We start from the raw sequence: 21,260 nt of genomic DNA, 5'->3' as shown, positions 1-21,260 counted from the left end.
ACTTATCAATTAATTTCGTTTGAGCCAGAGGCTTGCTTAGCGGCGCTCAGTAGTTGGCTAGCGAGCATGCCTTCCAGCATTCTTTCTAGCTTGCTCACGTCTACGCCGCCTTCCTTTAGCCCTTTGTCAGCATCTTCAAGCGCTCGATAATAAGGCTCTTTATCACCTGCAATTTGCTCAGGAATGGTCGGTGCTCCAGGCAACAGGCTATCAAGCTTGATGCTCAAAACTACATAAGAAACCGCGCGAGCTGTGCGGCCGTTTCCATCCGCGAAGGGATGAATCCAATTAAGCTTCCATAGGACATATGCGCACAGATGAACGGCACTATGATCCCAATGATCATTTACATAGTCGCACATCAATTCGATTTCCTCCGACACAAACGCTTCATCGGGAGGTTGATGGCCGCTACCGCCTATTTTGACAGGAGTATTGCGCCACGTTCCGGCGAGAGGATGCAAGCCATCCAGCGCAGCCTTATGCAGTTTTAAAATTAAGCTGGAACGAAGGCGGAAAGGGCGCTCTGCGTCTTTTACATGTGAGCGGATCATTTCGAGCGCGAGATTGAACTGTCGAATGCCGTTTTCGGCTTCACGACGTGCAATCTCGTCAGGATCAGAAAGCGTCTGTGCGGTCTCAGCGATGCTATGTCGATCGCTAGACATCCAAAGTCACTTCCGCTCCGCCTCTATCTGGACGTCGGCGTCCGCAACCATCTTACGGGTGATGCGGTCGTTTTCGATATGAGTATTTCCGTACGCAAAACTGCGGCGCTGTTCGCGCAGCTGATCCGGCGTCATCTCAATTTTGCGAGCGCGATCAACGAGTTCTTGTAGGTCTTTTGTCATTGATCCCTCCAACACGTAAGCCAGTATATAGAACTGCAGACGTTCACGTAAAGTTCCTAATTTGCGGTCAACGGCATAGGTGCTGTTCGTAACCCGAGTCGCATTTTTTGGAATGAAGAATTCTATGATTTTGTGCCGTATGGCTTCGAAGGTTCGAGTCCTTCTTCCCCCACCATCTTTGAAAATCGCCCGGAAACTGTTTCCGGGCGATTTTTTATTGGGCGCGTCTGTGTCAGGCTGCGGCGGGGAATTTGTCTGTCACGGGGCCGGCACCGATGCGATCACTGGCCTTGGGCCTGAAGCGGCTTTGTCTCGGTTTCTGGCATGGGCTGAGCGATCCTGAGTTTCAGGCGATCATCTTTCTGCTGATAATGTCCGTGCTGGGCGGATCGATTTTCTACCACTGGATCGAGGGCTGGTCGTGGCTCGATTCGGCCTATTTCAGCGTGGTGGCGCTGACCACGGTCGGCGATGCGACGCTCGGCCCGACCAGCGGCGTGTCCAAGATTTTCACGATGGTATTTTCGCTGGTCGGAATCGGCCTCGTGCTGGCGTTCCTGTCGCGGCTTTCCTCCTATCGGGATCGGACGCGAGAAGACTGAGACGGCAAAAAAGCCGCCCGTCAGGATAACGGGCGGCCTCTGGTTGCTTTCGATCAGACTGCGATCAATCGTAATAATGACGATGATGGCGGCGAACCTTGCGTGGCTTCACGACGCGCGCGCCGGGGTCTGCATACCGGCCTTGCTCCGCGAAAGCGAAGACCGGATTGACCTGGCAATAGGCGCGCCGTCCCGATGCGCTGGCCATGCACTGGGCGTAGTTATCGTAATAACAGGTGCCCGGACCGGCCGCGAAGCCCTCGACCAGGCAGTAACGATAGTCCCGGGCTTCGGCGGAGCCTGTGCCGAACACGGCCATACCTGCCAGGGCCATGGCGGCCAAAAGTGCTTTGCGCATGAGACATCTCCCGGTTCAAATCGGCTAAAAGCGAAACAGCTTGCCCGGAATATGGTTCCGTTGGTCCCGCAGTGCAAATCAATCGTGGTTGAGGCGGCGGGAATGCCATGCTAGGTCTCGCCGCGCCGCGGGTGTAGCTCAATGGTAGAGCAGCAGCCTTCCAAGCTGAATACGAGGGTTCGATTCCCTTCACCCGCTCCAACGGCTTCCCTGAAATCTCCGCTGTTCATCGAGAGCCGGGTGATCCTAGCCGCAAGAGGCGCGGATGATCTTCCGTGTCCTGTCGTCGGTTTCAATCGTGACGCGCTCTGGCCTGTAGTCCATGGTCACACCCTGACCGGGTTTGATCTGGCGAACGATCGTCGCGCCGGTCAAGCGCTTCGCCCTGCGGTCCGAATCCTGTTCTTGCCCGCCAGAGCCGCTGCGGCGGCCGGGTTACAAACGCCGGCTTGATGACTGGCCGCTTTCGTTTCCGAATGGCAGCCAACAACGACAAGAAGCGCTACGGTCAAACCGGCGAAGCGATGTGCGTGGATCATGGATTGGTTTCTGCGGCATTTCAGTTTCTGAAATCCAGAACGGCGCTCAGCTTCTCACGAATCGTCCAGCTTGTTGAGGTCGCGCACCGATTGCATGATCGGCTCGAAATTCGACCGCGCATCGAGGGCGTCGAACAGTTGCGCCGTGTCCGAGAGCAGGGCATGGGAGCGCTGGATCGCGATCCTGACGTCATCCTGCGGCGTATCCGACAGGCGGCCGTGCCCGGACAGCAGGATTTTCGAGTCGAGGCCCTTCAGCCGCTCCAGCGACTGGATGTAATCGCTGATGCTGCCCGATCCGAACACGCCGCCCATGACGCCGCCGGGCATCAGGGTGTCGGCGGCGAACAGCAGCCCCTTGTCCTGATCGAAGAGGCTGATGCACGCGGAGGTGTGGCCGGGCGTGTACATCACGGTCAGCCGGAAGTTGCCGAGGTCGATCAGGTTGCCTTCCTCGAGCCAGATGTCGATGTCGATCGGCACGCTCGGCTCGTTGAACATCTTGCGGAGCATCGAGAAGTCGTCGCGCAGCATGATCTTGTTCGCGGCGAGGCGGTGCGCGGCGATGATGGTCCGCCCGTTGAAGTGATAGGCTGCGCCGATATGGTCGAGATGCTCGTGGCTGAGCACGACCATGTCGATGTCGGCAGGCTTGATGCCGAGATGCTGCAGGCATTCCAGCAGATACGGATAGTTCGACGACAAGCCGACATCGATCATGATAGTCCGCTTGCTGCCGCGCACCAGATAGGCATTGGCGGCGCGGTTTTTGAAGCGGATCTGATAGACGTCCTCGGCGGCCTGGATCAGCGAGCAAACGTCATTGTTGAGAAGAATAGGAAAGGGCGAGGGTTTCCGGTCGCTCATGGCGCCGCGGTCCTGTAGTTCACGGCGTTGGATGCCCGCAGCCGTTTGCTCAGCGCGTCCATGATCATCAGCGCAAAGGCCGGCTGCTGGCTGACGAGATAAACGAACCGGGCGTGATTGATCCGCATCACGCGAGTGCCCGGCGTGGCCGCGACCGCGCTCGCCGACCGCGAGGAGCCGTCGATGACGGCCATCTCTCCGAAGAACTCACCCTTGCCGAGCGTGACAATGACAGTTTTGTCCGCGCCGGAATTCTTGACGATATCGACCTTGCCGTCGAGGACGACGAACAGCTCGCGGCCGGTCGATCCTTCCTCGAAAATGACCTCGGAGGCATCGTATTCGTTGATGCATTTCTCGATCGTCATGGTGCACCCGGCGTGCCAGCAGACGGTTCAGCCGGGATATACTAGGCCGGAATCCGGAGTGCGCAATCGGCACGTCTGGGCTGGCGTGCGCTACCGCAGGGCAGCAAATTCTGGCGGTGTCATACCGTCGTCAAAGCCGGCGGGAGGTCTCGCAGGCGCGTCCGGGTGGAGCTTCTCATCCCGGACAGGGTTTCAGGCAGCAGATCTCAGAACTTTGCCGTGGCTGACACACGGAACGTGCGCGGCTGGCCCGGCGACAGATTGTTGTTGCCGTCGGCGGACGCCCAGTAGCCCTTGTTGAAGACGTTCTCGATGTTGAGCTGGCCTTTCCACATCTCGTTGATCTTCAGATAAAGGGCGGTATCGACGCGGACGAAGCCGGGCAATCTCACGCTGTCATCCGAGGAGGCGTAGGAGTCGGAGAAGTAGATGACGCCCAGCGCCGCGCCCCAGCGCTCATCGATCTGGTACTTGTTCCACAACGAGACCTGATTGTACGGGACGAGCTGAATGCGGTTACCTCCGACGATCGTAGCTGTCGTGCCGGCAACGATGCGTGCATCGGTGTAGGCATATCCGAGCGATGCCTGCCACTGATCCGTGATGTATCCGTTCAGAGCGGTTTCGAATCCGCGAATTCTCTGGCTCGCGTCAGGAAAGAACGTGCCGTCGCCATTCGGGTTCGCGATCGGTACGTTCGTCCGGTCGATGTTGTAGATCGCCGCTGTGTATTGCAGCTTTTGGAAGATGTTCCACTTCACGCCGACTTCCTCGGTCTCGAATTTCTGAGGCTTCAGAATGACGGTGCCGACGTTCAGCGCGCTGAACTGATCGCCGGACGATGGCAGATATGACGTGGCGTACATCCCGTAGATCGAAAGGTTCTCGACGGGCTTGAGGATGATCGCTGCCTGAGGCGACAGCTTCTCGTCCACGCGTCCGCGTTGGGTGTTGGTGTTTTGGTCGAGCGCAGTCAGGTCGAAGCGATCATAACGTACGCCGCCGATGATCTGGAGCCAGCGCGTGATCTCGATTGTGTCGCGCACATAAGCTGACTGTGTATTCAGCGTGTACTTGCTGAACGCGTCCGGATTGGCAACGCCGTCCGCATTTCCGCCGGTGAAATGATGGATGAAATTGACGGGCCCAAAGAACGTTGGGTTGAAGGGGCTCGTTCCGGCGGCGGTGGAAGATATCGAATTCAAACCGTTCGCAAAGATTCCGGTGCTCCGGAATGAAAAGCCGGTCTGGCGTCCGAATTCGGTTCCAAACCCAACAGTATGAAATATCGGACCGGTGGCCGTCTTGTAAGTGAAGTCGGTTTGATTGATCGCGTTCTCGCGATTCGTGGTGTTGTTGTAGGCCGAGTAATTGAACGACGTCTGTGAGGCGTTGACCGCGCTGCCCGGGTAGATGTTCTGATAATGACGATCGTAGTCGGCATAAAGCGTCTGGTTCTTGACCGTCAGGCCATTCTCGAAGTCATGTTCGATTCTGGCCATCGTGGTCTGCACGTCGGAGGCTGCGACATTGTAAGTCGGGCTGCCGAAGAACGCGGTAAGATCACCATTGGGAGCAAACGGCGCTGCGGGATTGAAGCGGTTGGATCCGCCGGCGACACCTGGAATTGCCTGTGAGGGATTGCCGCGGTCGTTGGTGCGTTCGTCGTGATAGTATTCGTAGCTGAGCTTGACCTTGGTCGTATCGTTGACGTTCCACCCGACCGTCGGGTTGATGCCATAGCGCTCAAGCTTGCCGTAGTTGCGGAACGTGTCTGAGCCTTCATAGAACGCATTCATGCGAACCGCGAAGTCCTGGCTGACGGCCTGACCTGCATCGAGAGAGATGCGCCGGTCGCCGTAGGAGCCTGACTGCGCCGTTGCCTCGTAGATGCGCTGGCCGTCGGCTTCCTTCAGCGTACGATTGACCAAGCCGCCGCCCGCGCCGCGGCCGAAGGTGAGGGCGCTCGGCCCCTTAATGATCTCGATGCTCTGCGTGTTGTAGAGATCGCGGAAATACTGCACGTCGTCGCGGAAGCCGTTGACGAAGAAGTTCGCGCTCGAGTCCACGCCGCGAATGACGAGCTCGTCGCGGTTGCCTTCGCCCTGATGAATCGCAACGCCGGGTACATAGCGGGTCACGTCGGTCAGTTGCTGCGCCCCTGAGTCCTTCACAAAATCCTTTGTGATGACGTTGACGGATTGCGGGATGTTGATCAGCGGCGTGTTGGTCTTGGTCGCGGTCGCCGTGCTGTTGCTGTAGTAGCCGGAGGTGCCGGTGCGTGCCTCGAATGTATCGACAGGCGCTGCGGGTGCCGGTGCGGCGACGGGTGCCGTGCCGGCTCTTGTCGCGCGGATCCTGCGGGGACGGGGTTTCGATGCGCCGACATTGACCGTCGGCAGCGGCGTAGCTTCCGGCTCTGGGGTGGCGGCAGTTTGAGCAATGGCATCTGGCACGCACAGCGCCAAACTGAGCGCCAGCGAGCTTGCAGACAGCAATGCGGATTTTACGATCGAACGGTGAAACGGATGACGCAGACGCAGATTGTTTGTCACTGGAAGCCCCCAAGCCCGCTTCACGGGGAAGCGATGGGCCTCTGTGGCGCAAAGTCGCAGTCTGCGTCCAGACGTCGCAGATAGAAAGATTTCTCCCGAGACATGGAATGGAGAGATCAGACCGTCTCTTGGGAATGATTCCAATTCGATTTTTGATGCATAATATATTGATGTTGTTGCATTAATTTTCGTACTGCGAATCCTCCAGGAGAAGAGAGATCTCCAAAATTCTTGGAGATATTCTAAGAAACGGTAGCGATTGCCGGTGCGCAGTATGCATTCACGCCGGTTTCATGTTCGACATCACCATCGTGGCGACGTCGGTATAGGTATTCACCAGCGGTCCGACGATCTTGTGCATCGCGTTCTTCGAGACCAGCGTGTTGTGCATCACCAGATGATCGATGCCGGTGGTCAGGAAGCAGATTACCGCATCGCGAGGGGTCTCGATGATCGGCTCGCCCTTGACGTTGAATGAGGTGTTGATGAGGACGGGGACGCCGGTGAGGGCGTCGAACTCCTTCAGCAGCCGGTAAAGCGTGGGGTTGGTTTCCTCGCGCACCGTCTGCACCCGCGCCGTTCCATCGACGTGGACAATGGCCGGAATCTTGTCGCGCCATTCGGGCCGGACGTTCTTGGCGATCAGCATGAAGGGGGAGTCTTCCTCGCCCTCGAAGATGTCCTTCGCGCGCTCGTAGAGAACGATCGGTGCGAAGGGGCGGAACGGCTGGCGATGCTTCACCCGGCTGTTGAGGATGTCCTTCATCTCGGGCTTGCGCGGATCGGCCAGCAGGCTGCGATTGCCCAGCGCGCGCGGGCCGAACTCCGAACGGTCCTGAAACCAGCCGATCACCTTCTGATCGGCGAGCAGTTTTGCGGTATCGCGGGCGATGTTGTCGCTTTTCGTTTGTGTCGTCTGAACGCTGACGAGGAATTTGGCTATCGCGTCGCTCACCTCCTGATCGGAATAGCGGCGGCCGACATAGGAATGATCCATCACAAATGAACGCGGCTGCTTGAGGATTTCCAGCCAGCCGTAATAGGCGCAGCCGATCGCGATGCCGTCGTCACCTGCGGCCGGCTGAATCCAGACATTCTCGAAGCCCGACTCGCGGGCAACGCGGCCGTTGGCCACACAGTTCAGCGCCACACCGCCGGCGATGCAGAGATTTTTCGCGCCGGTCGTTTCGCGGAGCCATGCCGCGCGGGCAAGCAGCACCTTCTCGGTATCGTCCTGAACGCGCCAGGCGAGATCCTCCCAATGTTTCATCAGCGGGCTGGTCTCCCATTTCTCGCCGCTGTCCGCGATGTAGGGCTTGTTCAGTTCGGAGGTCCAGCGCGGAACGGTGAGGACGTTATCCTTGATCTGCATCAGCGGCTTGACGTTGCCGTGCCGTCCATAAGGGGCGAGGCCCATCAGCTCGCCGCACTTGTTCCAGTCGCCGAAGATGTAGGTCGATGCGCGGCTGTAGAGCGCGCCGAGGCCCGGCATGTTGTAGAATTCGTCGCTGAGGAAGCCGCGATCCGGCTCCATCCAGACCTTCTTGAGGCACTCCAGCTTCGAGCCCGAGAACTTGTAGTAGCTCTCCGACTCGCGCGCCAACGGCGTTGCCGTGTCGGTGGCCGGGAAGGGCTCGTTGACGTCTGAGCGATAGCTGCCGACGCCGTCAACGATCATGATCGCTCCTTCCTCGAATGGGGAGACGGCGAACGCGCTGTAGGCATGCGCGAGGTGGTGCGAGATCGATACGACCTTGTCGGAGCGCGACAGAAAATAAGGATGCTTCTTTGCGTCGGCGCGCTCGTACTCGGGGAGAAAACCCGGCAGATCCTGATACAGCAGCCGGTCTTCCATTTCAGGGACCGGCAGGATGTAACAGTTGCGGACCACCAGATCGACGTCGTCGAGGGTGATGCCCTCGGCTTCCAGGCAGTAGTCGATGACTTCCTTGTAGAAGCCGCTGGCGTGCTTCTCGCGGGTGATGCGTTCCTTCGCGATGGCATAGGCGATTTCGCCATCCCGCAGCAGACAGGCGCTCACGTCATGGTCGTAGGTGTTGAGGCCGAGAACGTAAGTATGTTTTTTGGGCATGGACCAACTTTCGGAGCGGCGGGCTTAAACGCTTAGTGACGGAAAAAGTTCGGATGGTTCAAACGTGTCTCGCAATTGCGAAGATATTTCGTTCAGCATGATGAACAACGGTTCAGCAAGAGGTGGGCAATGTCCAGATAGGAGACATTGTCTTCCTTTGTCGGTTAACGGCAATACGAGGGCACAATGCATTGACCGCCGAGGCAGGTTGACCCTAATCTGCTACCGGATGAATCGTGTAGAGTAGTCTTGTTTTTGACTATCTATTTTCCGAACGTGCCTGAACGGGACGCAGGCTCGCGAGTTGAATACGCGGAAGTGCTCCACGGCGTTTCCGGAAATGGAGGTGCTCTTTATGGCTCAGATCAAGACACGTTCGAACTTTTTGAAGCGTGCCCTGGCGGCGGCGGCGTTGGTGCTGGTCTATTCGATCAGTTTCATCGGCACGTCGTTTGTTGTCGCGACGTCAACGTCGACCTCGGCGGAAGCCCGTGGTCGCGGCGGCGGCCGCGGTGGTGGTCGTGGCGGCGGCTGGGGTCGCGGTCGTGGCGGCGGCTGGGCTCGCGGACGCGGTCGCGGATACTATCGTGGCCGTGGTTACGGCTATGGCTTCATCGCACCGGGCTGCTACTGGAGCCCGCGCTGGGGCCGGACGATCTGCCCGTACTAGGAACGACGCGCTCGCTGAAGCGAGTTGCATAAAATGCGAGGTGCGCCGGTTTTCCGTCGCACCTCGTTTTCGTTTGGGAACAGGTTCGGCTTTCGCCGGTCGGCGGCGATCAGGATTTGCGCGATCCCGACGCGCGGGCCGTCAGGGGAGTCGGGACCCCGGTTTCCCCCACGAGCGCATCGCGCGCCGTTGACACGATTCGGCGAATGATATCTTCGACGTCATTGAGATCGCACAATCCGCCCGACAGTTTCTTCAAGCGCTCGCTGTCCGTCACGGTCTGCCGGATCATTGCCAGCGCGAAGTGCAGCCCCCAATAGATGTCGACTTCGTCGCGGTGGGGCAGGGCGAGACGCAGCGCGGTCGCAAATCTCTGCAAGTGGCGGAATTCCTTATCCACAATCTTCTTGATCGGCGGTACGGTTTCGACCGAGGCGCGGGTCATGAAGCGGGCGGCAGCGGAGCGTTGCTGATCGGGGCTGAGGCACCAGCGCAGCGGCGGACCAACCAGCGCGCGCAAAATAGCCTCGACACTCGGGCGGCCGCCGCCTTCCAGCTCGGCGGCTTTCAGTTCGGCGAACCGTTCGCGGTTCAGCACCGTGGTGCGGCTGATGAACAGGTCGGCCAGCAGTTCGTCCTTGGAGCCGAAATGATAGTTCACCGCGGCGAGATTGACCCCGGCGGCGGACACGATGTCGCGCATCGTGACTTCGCCGAAGCTGCGTTCGGCCCACAGCATTTCGGCGGCGGTGAGGATGGCGGTTTTCGTCTGATCGCTCGACATTGAAGCCATGCAAAGTGAGAGGTGCCATGCAAAGGCGGAAAAGCTGCTCCGCGCTGCGAAACTTTTATCAAACATTTGTTTGATTGTCACTTGTCATTCAAACAAATGTATGAAATCAACCTAGCAGCAAGAATGCAGCGCGGCAAGAACATCCACGCGACGATCGGACAACGTCAATACTGCTGACGTTGATTGTCGGGTGGACAGCCGGTCGCGAGTGTTGCAAGACCATCGCCAACTAACAACAACAGAGGACCGTCCTATGGATTTCACAATGTCCGCGCGTCAGACCGAATGGCGCAACCGCGTTATTTCATTCATGGACAAGCATGTTCGCCCGGCCGCTCCGATTTACAAGGAGCAGGATGCGAAGGGTGACCGCTGGAAGGTGATTCCGATCCTCGAAGACCTCAAGAAGAAGGCGAAGGCCGAAGGCCTCTGGAATCTGTTCATGCCGCCGAACGAGCATGAAGACGACGAATTCCACGGCGCGGGTTTGACCAACCTCGAATACGCGCTGCTCGCGGAGCAGATGGGTCACTTCTACTGGGCCTCCGAGGTGTTCAACTGCTCGGCGCCAGATACCGGCAACATGGAAGTGTTCATGCGGTACGGCACCAAGGAGCAGAAGCGCCAGTGGCTGAAGCCGCTGATGAACGGCGAAATCCGCTCGGCGTTCCTGATGACCGAACCTGCCGTCGCGTCGTCCGACGCGACCAACATCGAAACCAGCATCAAGCGCGACGGCGATCACTATGTGATCAACGGCCGCAAGTGGTGGTCGTCGGGTGCCGGCGATCCGCGCTGCAAGATCACGATCCTGATGGGCAAGACTGATCCGACTGCCGCCCGCCACCAGCAGCAGTCGCAGATTCTCGTTCCGCTCGACACGCCCGGCATCACCATCGAGAAGATGCTGCCGGTGTTCGGCTTCGACGACGCGCCGCACGGCCATGCGCAGATCCTGCTCGAGAACGTCCGCGTGCCGGCCAGCAACATTCTGCTCGGCGAAGGCCGCGGCTTCGAAATCGCGCAGGGCCGCCTCGGTCCGGGCCGCATCCACCACTGCATGCGCACCATCGGCGCCGCCGAAGAGGCGCTCGAGAAGATGGTCAAGCGTCTGTCGTCGCGCACCGCGTTCGGCAAGAAGATCATCGAGCAGTCGGTGTGGGAGCAGCGCATCGGCGAAGCGCGCACCAACATCGAAATGACCCGTCTGCTCTGCCTCAAGGCGGCGGACATGATGGACAAGGTCGGCAACAAGGCTGCGCAGACCGAAATCGCCATGATCAAGGTCGCGGCGCCGAACGTCGCGCTCAAGGTCATCGACGATGCGATCCAGGCATTCGGTGCCGCGGGTGTGTCCGACGAAGCCGGTCTCGCGAAGTCCTATGCCGGCATCCGCACGCTGCGTCTGGCGGACGGACCCGACGAGGTTCACAACCGGGCCATTGCACGGCTTGAGCTTCGGAAGTATTCCAATCACTAACTGAAATAGAAGAGATTGGGAGACGGTATGGGTCTCGGTGTGAGAAACGACTCTGACTTCTCCGGCACCATGCCGGTTGAAGAACGCCATCGTGTTGATGAGGCCAGCCTCGCCAAGTGGATGGAAGCGCATGTCGAAGGCTATGCGGGACCGCTCAAGGTTTCGCAGTTCAAAGGCGGTCAGTCGAACCCGACATACCGCCTCGACACACCCAAGACCTCCTACGTGATGCGGCGTAAGCCGTTCGGCAAACTTCTGCCGTCGGCTCACGCCGTGGATCGCGAATTCAAGGTGATCGCGGCCCTGCATGCGCAGGGTTTTCCGGTGGCGCGCGCTTACGCGCTCTGCATGGACGACGCGGTGATCGGCGCGGCCTTCTACATCATGTCGATGGAAGAGGGGCGCGTGTTCTGGAATCCCACCCTGCCGAGTTTGGAGCCCAAGGAACGTCACGCGGTCTTCACATCGAAGATCGAGACGCTGGCGAAGCTGCACAGTTACGATCCGGAGAAGATCGGGCTGGGCGACTTCGGCAAGCCGGGAAATTATTTCGCGCGTCAGGTCGATCGCTGGACCAAGCAGTATCGTGCCTCTGAGACTGACGTGATCCCGGAGATGGATCGTCTGATCGAATGGCTGCCGAAGACGGTGCCGGAGCAGAAGCGCGTGTCGATCGTTCATGGCGATTATCGCCTCGACAACATGATCTTCTTCTCGGACAAACCGCAGGTGAAGGCGGTGCTGGACTGGGAATTGTCCACGCTTGGCGATCCGATGGCCGATTTTGCCTATCTGCTGATGCAGTGGACCATGCCGGGACTGGATGGCGCCGATTTCAAGGCGCTCAACATTCCGACCATGGAAGAGGCCGAGGCGATCTACTGCAAGGCGGCCGGCGTTCCCCCGATCGAGAACCTCAACTGGTACTTCTCGTACAATCTGTTCCGGCTCGCCGGCATTGTGCAAGGCATCGCCAAGCGCATCGTCGACGGCACCGCGGCCAACGCGAAGGCGCAGGAATCTGCATCCCGCCGCGTCCCGCTGGCGCAAGCTGCGTGGGCCTACGCGCAGAAGGCTGGCGCACGCTGACGCGCCGACAATCCCGGCGTGACGCGCGGCAGCGCGCGTCCGCTGACTTCAAATCAAAAATTGGGAGAACGTCATGGGTCGCCTCGAGGGCAAGTCCGTCATCATCACCGGCGCGGGCAGCGGCATTGGCCGCGCAGCATCGCTGATGTTCACCGGGGAAGGCGCGAGGCTGATCGCGGTCGACAAGACCGAGGGCGTCAAGGAAACCGTCGAGCAGGTCCGCAAGGCTGGCGGCACTGCGGAGGCCGTGATGGCGGATGCAGGCCTTGAAGATGACGTGAAGGGTTTCATCGCCAAGGCGATCTCGGCCTACGGCAAGCTCGATGTGATCTGGGCCAATGCCGGCATCGGCGGCGGTTTGATCCCCATCGCCGAGCAGACACCGGAGCATTGGCAGGAAGTTCTGCGCGTCAATCTGATCGGGCCGTTCCTCGCGGTGAAGCATTCCATTCCGCATATGGTGAAGCAGGGCCATGGCGCCATCGTCTGCACCGCGTCGGTCGCAGGCCTCAAGGCCAATGCCAGCGGTCATCCCTATGCGGCGAGCAAGGCGGGTGTCATCAGCCTGGTTCAGACCACGGCGTATTCTCTCTCCGGCACCAATGTCCGTATCAACGCAGTGTGCCCCGGATTGATCGAGACCGGCATGACCAAACCGATTTTCGACAATGCGAAGGAGCGCGGCACCGAAGGCAAGATCGGCCAGCTCAATCCGCTCAAGCGTCCGGGGCAGCCGCATGAACTCGCGGCAATGGGATTGTTTCTCGCCAGCGACGAAGCGTCTTACGTCAACGGTCAGGCGTTCCCGGTCGATGGCGGTCTGACCGCCTCGATGCCTTACGCCGGCAAGCCGATCTGAGGCCATCATGTCCAGCGCTCCCGCCAAACCGTTCGTCGCGCAGCACGCCGTCCCGACAGGCGTCACATCGACGCGCTGGTGGTGGGTGCGCCACGCGCCTGTCCGCGAGGACGGCGGCAATATCTACGGTCAGTCCGACATCGGCTGCGATTGCAGCGACACGGTCGTGTTCGCAGGGGTCGCGAAGTTCCTGCCGAAGGATGCGGTCTGGTTTTCCAGCAACCTGAAGCGCACGCACCAGACCGCTGCCGCGATCTGGGCGGCGGGACTCCCAAAGCCCGATCAGATGCATCAGGACAAGGCATTCGCCGAACAGGATCTTGGCGAGTGGCAGGGCATGAACCGTGCCGCGTTTTTCGCGGCGCGTCCGGCATCGATCGCGAGCTACTGGTTCGCGCCCGCGCACGAACGCGCGCCGGGCGGGGAGAGCTTCAACGATCTGTTCGATCGCACGGTGGCGGGCATCAAGCGCATCAACGCGGAGCATGCGGGCAAGGACATCGTCTGCGTGTCGCACGGCGGGCCGATCAAGGCCGCGATCGCACATGCGCTCGGGCTTGAGGCGGGCGCTGGCTTTGCATTCACCATCGACAACTGCTCGGTGACCCGGCTCGATTTTCTGGCAAGCGACAGCCACAGCGGCTGGCGCGTGCCGATGATCAACCAGCAGCCGTGGATCGCCAGTCATGCGCACGACGCCATGCATCAGCCGGCGGGGCCGGAAGTCACCAACAAGCTCGGATAACAACAAAGCATCGCAGGAGAGAAACGCATGACCTTGTTCGACATGACCGGAAAGACGGCCGTCATCACTGGCTCTACCAAGGGCATCGGCCGCGCCATCGCGGAGCGCATGGTGGAGCACGGCGCTCAGGTCGTGATCTCGTCGCGCAAGCAGGATCAGTGCGATCAGGTGGCGAAGGAAATCAACGACAAGTTCGGCAAGGGGAAGGCGATTGCGGTGGCCGCCAACATCTCCAGCAAGGAGAATCTCCAGAACCTTGTCGATGAAGCCAACAAGGCGTTCGGCAAGATCGACGTGCTGGTCTGCAACGCGGCGTCGAATCCGTATTACGGGCCGCTCGCGGGCATCTCGGACGATCAGTTCAGCAAGATCCTCGGCAACAACATCGTCGCCAACAACTGGCTCATCAGCATGGTGGTGCCGCAGATGATCGCGCGCAAGGACGGCTCGATCATCATCGTGTCGTCGATCGGCGGCCTGAAGGGCTCGACCATCCTCGGCGCCTACGCGATCTCCAAGGCGGCGGACATGCAGCTTGCGCGCAACCTCGCCTGCGAGTACGGCCCGCACAATGTGCGGGTGAACTGCATCGCGCCGGGCCTGATCAAGACCGACTTCGCCAAGGCGCTGTGGGACAATCCGGATAACCTGAAGGCATCGACCGCGCGCTCGCCGCTGCTGCGTATCGGCATTCCCGATGAAATCGCGGGCGCTGCGGTGTTCATGGGATCGGCCGCCGGCAACTTCATGACCGGCCAGACCGTCGTGATCGACGGCGGCGCGACGATCAGCTGATATTGGGGTAGGGCAACGTCCGTCAAATAGCGAGATCGTCATGGCCGGACTTGTTCCGGCCATCCACGTCTTGATGATGCTGATGACGAAAGGCGTGGATCACCGGGACAAGCCCGGTGATGACGCGAGTGCGTTGCGAACGCCTGCTTTATTCCACCGCCGCGTAGACGAGGCTGCGGACCAGATTGCGGAAGTATTCGCGCTGGCCGGGCCCCTGGCTCAGGAAGATCGCAAACAGGTCTTCCTTCGGATCGATCCAGAAGAAGGTGCCTGCGACGCCGCTCCAGAAGAACTGTCCGACAGAGCCGGCATAGGGTGCCATGCCTTCATCGGTGCGCACGGCGAAGCCGAGGCCGAAGCCATGGCCCGGCGGAAGAAGATGCGATTCCACCTTGACGTTCGGAGCGAGATGATTGGATGCCATGAAGGCCAGCGTCTTGCGGCCGATGACGCGGTTGCCATCGAGCACGCCGCCGTTCAGCAGCATCTGGCAGAACCGCGCATAATCCATCGCGGTCGAAACCAGTCCGCCGCCGCCGGATTCCATCTTCGCGATTTCGAGCGGATCGTACAGCGCGACCTTGTCGCCGGTCCATGGATCAGTGGCGAACGGCTGCGCGATGCGTGACTTGTTCTCCTGCGCTGTGTGGAAGCCGGTCTCGTTCATCTGCAGCGGATTGAGAATCTGTTCGCGCAGGAAGGTGCCCAGCGTCTTGCCGGACACCACCTCGATGACGCGGCCCAGAATGTCGGTGGAGCGGCTGTAGTTCCACTCGGTGCCTGGCTGGCACATCAGCGGCATAGAAGCGATCAGCTTCGCATGCTCTTCGTTGGTGATGTCGCGGCGGAAGGTCTTCGCCTTCGCATACATCCGCTGCACCATCCCTGCGCCGGTGATCTCGTAGGAAATGCCTGAGGTGTGGCGCAGCAGGTCCTGAATGGTGATGGGACGGACCGGCAGCGCGAATTCCATCGCGCCGTTGCGCTCGATGCCGACCTTCTGATCCGCGAACTCCGGAATGAATTTGGAGAGTGGATCGTTCAGCAGGAAATGGCCGTCCTCGAGCAGCATCATGATGCCGAGTGACACCAGCGGCTTGGTCATCGAGAAGATACGGAAGATGCTGTCCCGCGCCATCGCCGCGCTGCCGGCGGGGTCCTGCTTGCCCTGCGCCTCGAACCAGCCAATCTGGCCGCGCCGCGCGATCATCGACACCACGCCGGGCGTCGTGCCCTTGTCGATCTCGCGCTGGAAGGCCTCGCGCATCCGCTCCAGTCGGAGCGGCGACAGGCCAATGCTCTCCGGTTTGGCGGAAGGAAGAGCAGGGGTCGCTTTTGCGGCGCTTGGCGTGGCGTGGACGTTCATGTTGCCTCCGGTTCTTCTTGTTTGAACTTGCTGTCGAGCTTGGCCCAGAACGTCATCTTTGAACAGACCGCAGCGCAATACAATTATAAGTAGACAATATCATTTCCACTCCTCTATCTCTCGCTTGGGCTGAGTAAGGCAAAAACAGCGGGGGCTGTATGTCGAGGACTTTGGGGATGGCACGGCTTCTTGCCGTGCTTGCCGGCGTGTTTGTGCTCGCTGGCTGCGTGACGGCAAAAAATTCGCTTTCGCAGGACGATATTTCCAGCATGAAGTTGACGGATATTGCCGTCAGTTTTGCTCCCGATGCCACGATGCAATGGGAGGATGGCATCCGGGCCTACGCCACTGCGAAGTCCATTCCGGATGACCAGATCGCCACGGCAACGAATACGCCGGAAGCCAAAGCCTATGCTCAGAACTTGCTGGCGCCGCGGATCAAGGCTGGCGTCGAGAAAGCGATGGCCGGTCAGCTCAACGGCACACGGCCGGTGCGTCTGAACATCGTCATCCGCAGTTTCACCATCTCGCCGGCAATTCAGCGCGTGGTCATTGGCGGCGGTCACGGCATGGTCGCGGATGCAAATCTTGTCGATGCGCGCACGGGCGCCAGCATTCTGGCTCATCCCAAGCTCTCTGCTGTCCTGATCGTCGGGCAGGGCGTTCTCGGAACCGCGGTTCAGGCCGCTATCGATAGTGCCTCGACGCAGAGCACCGTCGACAAGATTGCCGACAGCTATGGCAACAACTATCGCGAATGGCTGTTGAGCAAAACAAGCTGATCTGCGGATTCGCCCGGTGTGGCACAGATAAGAGCCGCTCCACAGGGGCGGCTTTATATTTGTCTTGATGTCAGGCAGGCGACTTTATGACCGATCCAAACGCCAGGAAGCTGGCGAAAGACGGCTGGACCATTGTCGAGGACGACGGGTTTCTCAATCTCGTGGGGCCGCTCTGGCATCGCCCGAACGATGCGACGGGCGAATACGCCATCGTCGCGCAGGCCAAGCACAAGAACCGGCGCGGTTTCGTTCAGGGCGGACTGCTCATGACCCTGGCGGACCGGTCGCTCGGCATGGCTGCGCGTCAGGGCAGCGGCGCCAGCGCAGTTGTCACGATCCAAATGGATACGCATTTCATCGATGCCGCCAGGATCGGGGAAATTCTGGTCTCGACGCCGCGCGTGGTCCGCAGCACGCGCACGCTGATTTTCCTCAATACCGAACTGACGGCGGACGGCCGCTGTGTCGTGATGGCGAGCGGTGTGTTCAAGATCATGAAGGGCGCAGGCTAGCGCCCAACAAAAAAGCCGCCCCGATGGGGCGGCTTTCGAATTCTTGAACTGCGATCCGGCTTACGCGGCGCGCACCTCGCGCAGGAAGGCATCGACCTGGGCCTTCAGCGTTTCGCCGTTCTGTGAAAGCTCGGCGGCCGACGAGACGACCTGATCCGCAGCAATGCCGGTTTCCCGGGCTGCGTCGCGGACGCCCACAATGTTCGCTGACACCTCGCCGGTGCCTTTCGCAGCCTGCGAGACATTATGTGCGATCTCGCGGGTTGCTGCGCCTTGTTCCTCGACGGCGGATGCAATCGCGCTGGCGATCTCGTTGACCTTGCCGATGGTGCGGGTGATGCCGTCGATGGCCTCGACCGAGGTGCGCGTCGCGGACTGGATCGAACCGACCTGCGCCGAAATCTCGTCGGTCGCCTTCGATGTCTGGCTCGCCAGCGCCTTCACCTCGGACGCGACGACAGCAAACCCGCGTCCGGCTTCGCCGGCGCGCGCGGCCTCGATTGTGGCGTTGAGCGCGAGCAGGTTGGTCTGTTCGGCGATCTCGCTGATCAGTTTCACCACATCGCCGATCTTCTGGGCGGCCATGGCCAGCCCCTGAACTTCCGCGTTGGTGTCGTTCGCCTGCTTGGCGGCATGACCGGCCACCTGAGCGGATTCGTTGACCTGCTGGGCGATCTCGCTGATCGAGGCGTTAAGCTCCTCGATGGCCGCGGCAACGGCCTGCGCATTGGCCGATGCTTCTTCCGAGGCTTCGGCGACGGTCGCGGTCTGTTGCGTGGCTTCTTCGGCGGTGCGCGCCATGTTCTCGGCCGTGCTGCGCAGCTCCGTCGATGCCGAACCGACGGCATTCACGATGCCGCCGACGCCGGACTCGAAACGTTCGGCGAGGGCGAGCACGGCGTTGCGGCGCTCGGTTTCCGAGGCGATGCGCTGATCTTCCTGTGCGGCCCGCAGGCGGCCGGTTTCGATCAGGCTGTCCTTGAAGACCTCCACAGCGCGCGCCATCGAGCCGATCTCGTCGCGGCGATCTGCACCCGGAACCACGACGTCATGGTTACCGGAAGTGATGGCACGCATCGCGCCCTGAAGCGCCACGATCGGACGCGCCAGACCACGGCCCACCCAGGCAGCAATCAGGATCGCGATCAAGACCGCGGCTGCGGCACCTGCCGCGAGCCACTTGGCGGAGTTGGAGGCGAGTTCTTCATATTCCTTGGTGTTGCGGATGATCTCGACCACGGCGACAGGCTGACCCGAGAAGTTCTTGAGCGGGCCGAATGTCGTGGCAGTCGGCTGCCCGGCAAGCTCGCCGGTCAGGAAAATGGATTCGCCTGCCAGTGCGCGTTTCAGAGTGGCGGGGGAGGCGGTTGCGCCCTTCACCGTCGATGCAAGGGTCTGGATCTTGTCGTCGTTGATCTGATGGATGGCGACATCGACACCAAAGCGCGACTTCATCGACTTCACGAAGGTCTCGCCGAACGGCGCGCCGACGTCGACCGTGCCGAGCAGGGTCTCGCCATCCATGACCGGCGTCGCGCCGAAAATGTTCAGAACGTCGCGGCCGGCTTCGACACCGCCGATCGGCTTTTTCGTCGCGAACGACTGAACGATCATCTTGCGGCGGGCGGTGACGTCGTCGCCGAATGCCTTCGGATTGTGAACCCGGGTGAGGGCGATGCCCGGCGGTATCTGGATGGTGATCAATTCGATTCCGAGCGGCTTGATGTCCTTCAGCGTCTTGTCGAGCAGCGCGTTGATGCCCGCGCGATCCTGCGCGCGGATCATAGGCTTCAGTTCGGGCATGTTAGCCACGGTGTTAGCCACCGCCTGCACGGCGCGCGTATCGGAATCCATCGCACCGATCATGTTGGCGTAGTCGGATTGCAGCTCGCGATGGAGCGCGAGATCGACCGCCGTGTTTTGCCGCCAGAGGCCGAACGCAGCCAGCCCTGCGCAGGAGGCAGCCGCCACCAGTGAAATCGCGATCATTATCCGGGCGGAAACGGACCAGAGTTTGCGCATCGTATCCCCAAAAAATCCTGAGCCATGACAGAGAATCCTGTTGGAGGGTTTTTACGAATTTTGAATCAACACCGGGTTAAGGGCCGCCGTTTTGCCGTTGTTCGGCAGGCGGATTCTTCATTCGGCTGCGGAAGGTGTCTCGTTCACCTGCTGGCGCGGTTCTTCGATGGGCGCCACCATGCTCAGGTGGAAAACGAGGCCCGAGGGCGGATAGCGGAAATTGCAGTCGCCGCCGAGCTGCCGGCTGAGATTCGCGATCAGCCGAGTGCCGAAACCTTCCTCCTCGGGAGGCTGGATGGGCGGACCACCGCTCTCGCTCCAGATCAGGCTGACGATCGTGCCAGCCGGGTCGGCGCGCGTCATCCAGCCGATGGTGACGCGGCCGCTTTCGTTCGACAGCGCTCCGTATTTGAGCGCGTTGGTGCAGAGTTCGTGCAGGATCATCGCCATCGGCACGGCGGTCGTCGGCGGCAGGTCCACCGCCGGTCCCGAGATCGTAACACGATGCCCGCGCTCCTGATGCAGCGGCGCCATCGCAGCTTCCGCGATTTCCGACAGACTGGCGTGCTGCCAGTTCTTCCGCGTCAGGAGGTCATGACCGCGCACCAGAGCCTGCAGGCGCTCGTGAAACTGACGCAGCGCTTCCGGCCCCTGGCTGTGACGGAAGCTCAATGATGCAATCGACTGCACGGTGGCGAGGGTGTTCTTCACGCGGTGGGCGAGTTCGTGAACCAGAATCTCGCGCCGCTCTTCGGCGGTCGCGCGCTGCTCCTCGCGCATCGCGTTCTCGTCCATCAGCCGGTCGAAGGTCTGGCCCAGCACGCCGATTTCGTCGCTGCGGCCGACGATGCCTGTCCGCGCAGCATCATGACCGCGCCGCCAGGCTTCGGCTGTGGCCACCATGCGCATCAGCGGCCGGCGGATGATGCTCTCGCCGACCAGCCACGCCAGCAGGAACGCAACCGCGCTTCCGAGCGCGAACAGCGCGATGCTGTTACGCACGGCGCGGTCGATCGGTCCGAACGCTTCGCTGCGTGCGATGCCGCTGCTGACGTAGAGGCCGAATGGGGTCACCGACGCCGGAATGAAGCCGATAATGCGCGCGACCCCGTCGATCCCGACAATATCGTCGGTTCCCGGTGCCGACATCGCGATTCTTCCGAGGCTGTCGCTGAGCCTGGTGCCGACGAATTTTTCCGGAGTGGGTTCGCGCGACACCACGATGCCGTTGCGGTCGGCGATCAGGATGGTGCCGCCGCGCGGGACGCCGCGCTCCTTCAACTGCTGTCCGAGCCATTCCAGATTGAGGCCGGCCACCACCGCCCCCTCGACCTTGCCGTCGCGCAGGATCGGAATGGCCATCGGGATGATGTTGCGGTCCGAAATCTTGCTGACGGTAAAGGGGCCAATCGCGAATTTTTTCTGATCGACGGCCTCGCGAAAGTAGTCGCGCTGCGAAAGATTCGGGGAGGCGAGGCTCGGCTCACTGAAGCAGCGGATGTTGCCGTCCAAACCGACGATCAGAAGAGAGGTCAGCGGCTCGACATGCGGACGGACCCGCACGACATAATCGGTGCATGCGGTGCTGTTGAGCCGGCTGACCTCGTCTGCCTCCGCTACGGCGCGAAGCGAGGCCTGGATGCCGTCGAAAATCTGGCCGACTTCGGAGGCGACGACCTGTGCGTTGCGCAGCGCGTCGCCCCGGACCTCGGCATAGCGCGTATTGCGCAGATCGAACGCGCCGTAGGCGACTGCGGCAAGGCCGGGCAGGGATGCAACAAGGGTAAGCGCCAGCAGCCGGTGGGTGAGCGACATGCGGCGTATGGCGTTGCGAAGCGGCAAACCGTTTTCATCCCCACCGGTTGAGCTTTTCGTTAATGTACGCGGCGCATCCGGCGGCGGCAATCGCTGGAAA

Annotated in this window: 21 protein-coding genes and 1 tRNA gene; 10 read left to right on the top strand and 12 right to left on the bottom strand. The window is 60.7% G+C overall.

Annotation, left to right across the window (positions count from 1 at the left end):
• Window positions 1-5 precede the first annotated feature (5 nt).
• Together AC1Q67_RS02470 and AC1Q67_RS02465 are read right to left on the bottom strand one after the other, a co-directional pair.
• Entirely contained in the window at window positions 6-668 is a 663-nt protein-coding gene (locus tag AC1Q67_RS02470; RefSeq protein WP_492235335.1) for a Fic family protein, read from the bottom strand.
• A 6-nt stretch (window positions 669-674) separates the two neighbouring features.
• Window positions 675-851 carry a hypothetical protein gene (locus AC1Q67_RS02465; protein ID WP_492235336.1) on the bottom strand — a complete coding sequence of 59 codons (177 nt, stop codon included), beginning with the start codon at window positions 849-851 and terminating at the stop codon, window positions 675-677.
• A gap of 275 nt (window positions 852-1,126) precedes the next feature.
• Between AC1Q67_RS02465 and AC1Q67_RS02460 the strand changes: the two genes are divergently transcribed.
• Window positions 1,127-1,453 carry a potassium channel family protein gene (locus tag AC1Q67_RS02460; RefSeq protein WP_492235337.1) on the top strand — a complete coding sequence of 109 codons (327 nt, stop codon included), beginning with the start codon at window positions 1,127-1,129 and terminating at the stop codon, window positions 1,451-1,453.
• 64 nt (window positions 1,454-1,517) lie between these two features.
• On the opposite strand, the gene AC1Q67_RS02455 is transcribed toward AC1Q67_RS02460, so the two are convergent.
• The gene (locus tag AC1Q67_RS02455) at window positions 1,518-1,811 is read right to left on the bottom strand and encodes a DUF3551 domain-containing protein (protein WP_024574970.1); all 294 of its coding nucleotides are present in this window, start codon (window positions 1,809-1,811) and stop codon (window positions 1,518-1,520) included.
• 127 nt (window positions 1,812-1,938) lie between these two features.
• On the opposite strand from AC1Q67_RS02455, the gene AC1Q67_RS02450 reads away from it, so the two are divergent.
• Window positions 1,939-2,012 (top strand) — tRNA-Gly (locus tag AC1Q67_RS02450).
• Window positions 2,013-2,057: 45 nt separating this feature from the next.
• Here AC1Q67_RS02450 and AC1Q67_RS02445 read toward each other — a convergent pair.
• From AC1Q67_RS02445 to AC1Q67_RS02425, 5 genes are all read right to left on the bottom strand, one after another.
• Window positions 2,058-2,186: an I78 family peptidase inhibitor gene (locus tag AC1Q67_RS02445; protein ID WP_492235338.1), complete on the bottom strand. Its 129-nt coding sequence runs from the start codon at window positions 2,184-2,186 to the stop codon at window positions 2,058-2,060.
• A gap of 218 nt (window positions 2,187-2,404) precedes the next feature.
• Complete coding sequence (locus AC1Q67_RS02440; protein ID WP_492235339.1) at window positions 2,405-3,217, bottom strand: MBL fold metallo-hydrolase; 813 nt, start codon at window positions 3,215-3,217, stop codon at window positions 2,405-2,407.
• Window positions 3,214-3,585 carry a Crp/Fnr family transcriptional regulator gene (locus tag AC1Q67_RS02435; RefSeq protein ID WP_492235340.1) on the bottom strand — a complete coding sequence of 124 codons (372 nt, stop codon included), beginning with the start codon at window positions 3,583-3,585 and terminating at the stop codon, window positions 3,214-3,216. The genes AC1Q67_RS02440 and AC1Q67_RS02435 overlap by 4 nt, the downstream gene beginning before the upstream one ends.
• Before the next feature lie 206 nt (window positions 3,586-3,791).
• Window positions 3,792-6,140 carry a TonB-dependent receptor gene (locus AC1Q67_RS02430; RefSeq protein ID WP_492235341.1) on the bottom strand — a complete coding sequence of 783 codons (2,349 nt, stop codon included), beginning with the start codon at window positions 6,138-6,140 and terminating at the stop codon, window positions 3,792-3,794.
• 280 nt (window positions 6,141-6,420) lie between these two features.
• Window positions 6,421-8,232, bottom strand: coding sequence for a carbamoyltransferase family protein (locus AC1Q67_RS02425; protein WP_492235342.1), 1,812 nt, complete (start codon window positions 8,230-8,232; stop codon window positions 6,421-6,423).
• Window positions 8,233-8,587: 355 nt separating this feature from the next.
• Here AC1Q67_RS02425 and AC1Q67_RS02420 point away from each other — a divergent pair, with 355 nt between their 5' ends.
• Window positions 8,588-8,902, top strand: a complete 315-nt coding sequence (locus AC1Q67_RS02420) for a hypothetical protein (RefSeq protein WP_024574975.1) — start codon at window positions 8,588-8,590, stop codon at window positions 8,900-8,902.
• A 109-nt stretch (window positions 8,903-9,011) separates the two neighbouring features.
• Here AC1Q67_RS02420 and AC1Q67_RS02415 read toward each other — a convergent pair whose 3' ends face one another.
• Window positions 9,012-9,686: a TetR/AcrR family transcriptional regulator gene (locus AC1Q67_RS02415; RefSeq protein ID WP_492235343.1), complete on the bottom strand. Its 675-nt coding sequence runs from the start codon at window positions 9,684-9,686 to the stop codon at window positions 9,012-9,014.
• A 262-nt stretch (window positions 9,687-9,948) separates the two neighbouring features.
• On the opposite strand from AC1Q67_RS02415, the gene AC1Q67_RS02410 reads away from it, so the two are divergent.
• The 5 genes from AC1Q67_RS02410 (at window position 9,949) to AC1Q67_RS02390 (ending at window position 14,663) form a co-directional block, all read left to right on the top strand.
• On the top strand, window positions 9,949-11,175 hold the full coding sequence (locus tag AC1Q67_RS02410) for an acyl-CoA dehydrogenase family protein (RefSeq protein ID WP_024574977.1): 1,227 nt from the start codon (window positions 9,949-9,951) through the stop codon (window positions 11,173-11,175).
• A 27-nt stretch (window positions 11,176-11,202) separates the two neighbouring features.
• On the top strand, window positions 11,203-12,264 hold the full coding sequence (locus AC1Q67_RS02405) for a phosphotransferase family protein (protein ID WP_024574978.1): 1,062 nt from the start codon (window positions 11,203-11,205) through the stop codon (window positions 12,262-12,264).
• Between the two features lie 73 nt (window positions 12,265-12,337).
• Window positions 12,338-13,123, top strand: coding sequence for an SDR family NAD(P)-dependent oxidoreductase (locus AC1Q67_RS02400; RefSeq protein WP_492235344.1), 786 nt, complete (start codon window positions 12,338-12,340; stop codon window positions 13,121-13,123).
• A 7-nt stretch (window positions 13,124-13,130) separates the two neighbouring features.
• The gene (locus tag AC1Q67_RS02395) at window positions 13,131-13,868 is read left to right on the top strand and encodes a histidine phosphatase family protein (RefSeq protein ID WP_024574980.1); all 738 of its coding nucleotides are present in this window, start codon (window positions 13,131-13,133) and stop codon (window positions 13,866-13,868) included.
• Between the two features lie 27 nt (window positions 13,869-13,895).
• Entirely contained in the window at window positions 13,896-14,663 is a 768-nt protein-coding gene (locus AC1Q67_RS02390; RefSeq protein ID WP_024574981.1) for an SDR family NAD(P)-dependent oxidoreductase, read from the top strand.
• A gap of 148 nt (window positions 14,664-14,811) precedes the next feature.
• Here AC1Q67_RS02390 and AC1Q67_RS02385 read toward each other — a convergent pair whose 3' ends face one another.
• Complete coding sequence (locus tag AC1Q67_RS02385) at window positions 14,812-16,029, bottom strand: serine hydrolase domain-containing protein (protein ID WP_492235345.1); 1,218 nt, start codon at window positions 16,027-16,029, stop codon at window positions 14,812-14,814.
• 176 nt (window positions 16,030-16,205) lie between these two features.
• Here AC1Q67_RS02385 and AC1Q67_RS02380 point away from each other — a divergent pair, with 176 nt between their 5' ends.
• Together AC1Q67_RS02380 and AC1Q67_RS02375 are read left to right on the top strand one after the other, a co-directional pair.
• The gene (locus tag AC1Q67_RS02380; RefSeq protein ID WP_492235346.1) at window positions 16,206-16,811 is read left to right on the top strand and encodes a DUF6778 family protein; all 606 of its coding nucleotides are present in this window, start codon (window positions 16,206-16,208) and stop codon (window positions 16,809-16,811) included.
• Between the two features lie 86 nt (window positions 16,812-16,897).
• Window positions 16,898-17,323: a PaaI family thioesterase gene (locus AC1Q67_RS02375; protein ID WP_492235347.1), complete on the top strand. Its 426-nt coding sequence runs from the start codon at window positions 16,898-16,900 to the stop codon at window positions 17,321-17,323.
• A 60-nt stretch (window positions 17,324-17,383) separates the two neighbouring features.
• Here AC1Q67_RS02375 and AC1Q67_RS02370 read toward each other — a convergent pair whose 3' ends face one another.
• Together AC1Q67_RS02370 and AC1Q67_RS02365 are read right to left on the bottom strand one after the other, a co-directional pair.
• Window positions 17,384-19,345, bottom strand: a complete 1,962-nt coding sequence (locus AC1Q67_RS02370; protein ID WP_492235348.1) for a methyl-accepting chemotaxis protein — start codon at window positions 19,343-19,345, stop codon at window positions 17,384-17,386.
• A gap of 117 nt (window positions 19,346-19,462) precedes the next feature.
• Complete coding sequence (locus AC1Q67_RS02365; RefSeq protein ID WP_492235717.1) at window positions 19,463-21,160, bottom strand: sensor histidine kinase; 1,698 nt, start codon at window positions 21,158-21,160, stop codon at window positions 19,463-19,465.
• Between the last annotated feature and the right edge of the window lie 100 nt (window positions 21,161-21,260).

The organism is Afipia sp. GW823-FHT06G09 (genome assembly GCF_058794875.1).
This window is presented reverse-complemented; position numbering and strand designations above follow the sequence as displayed.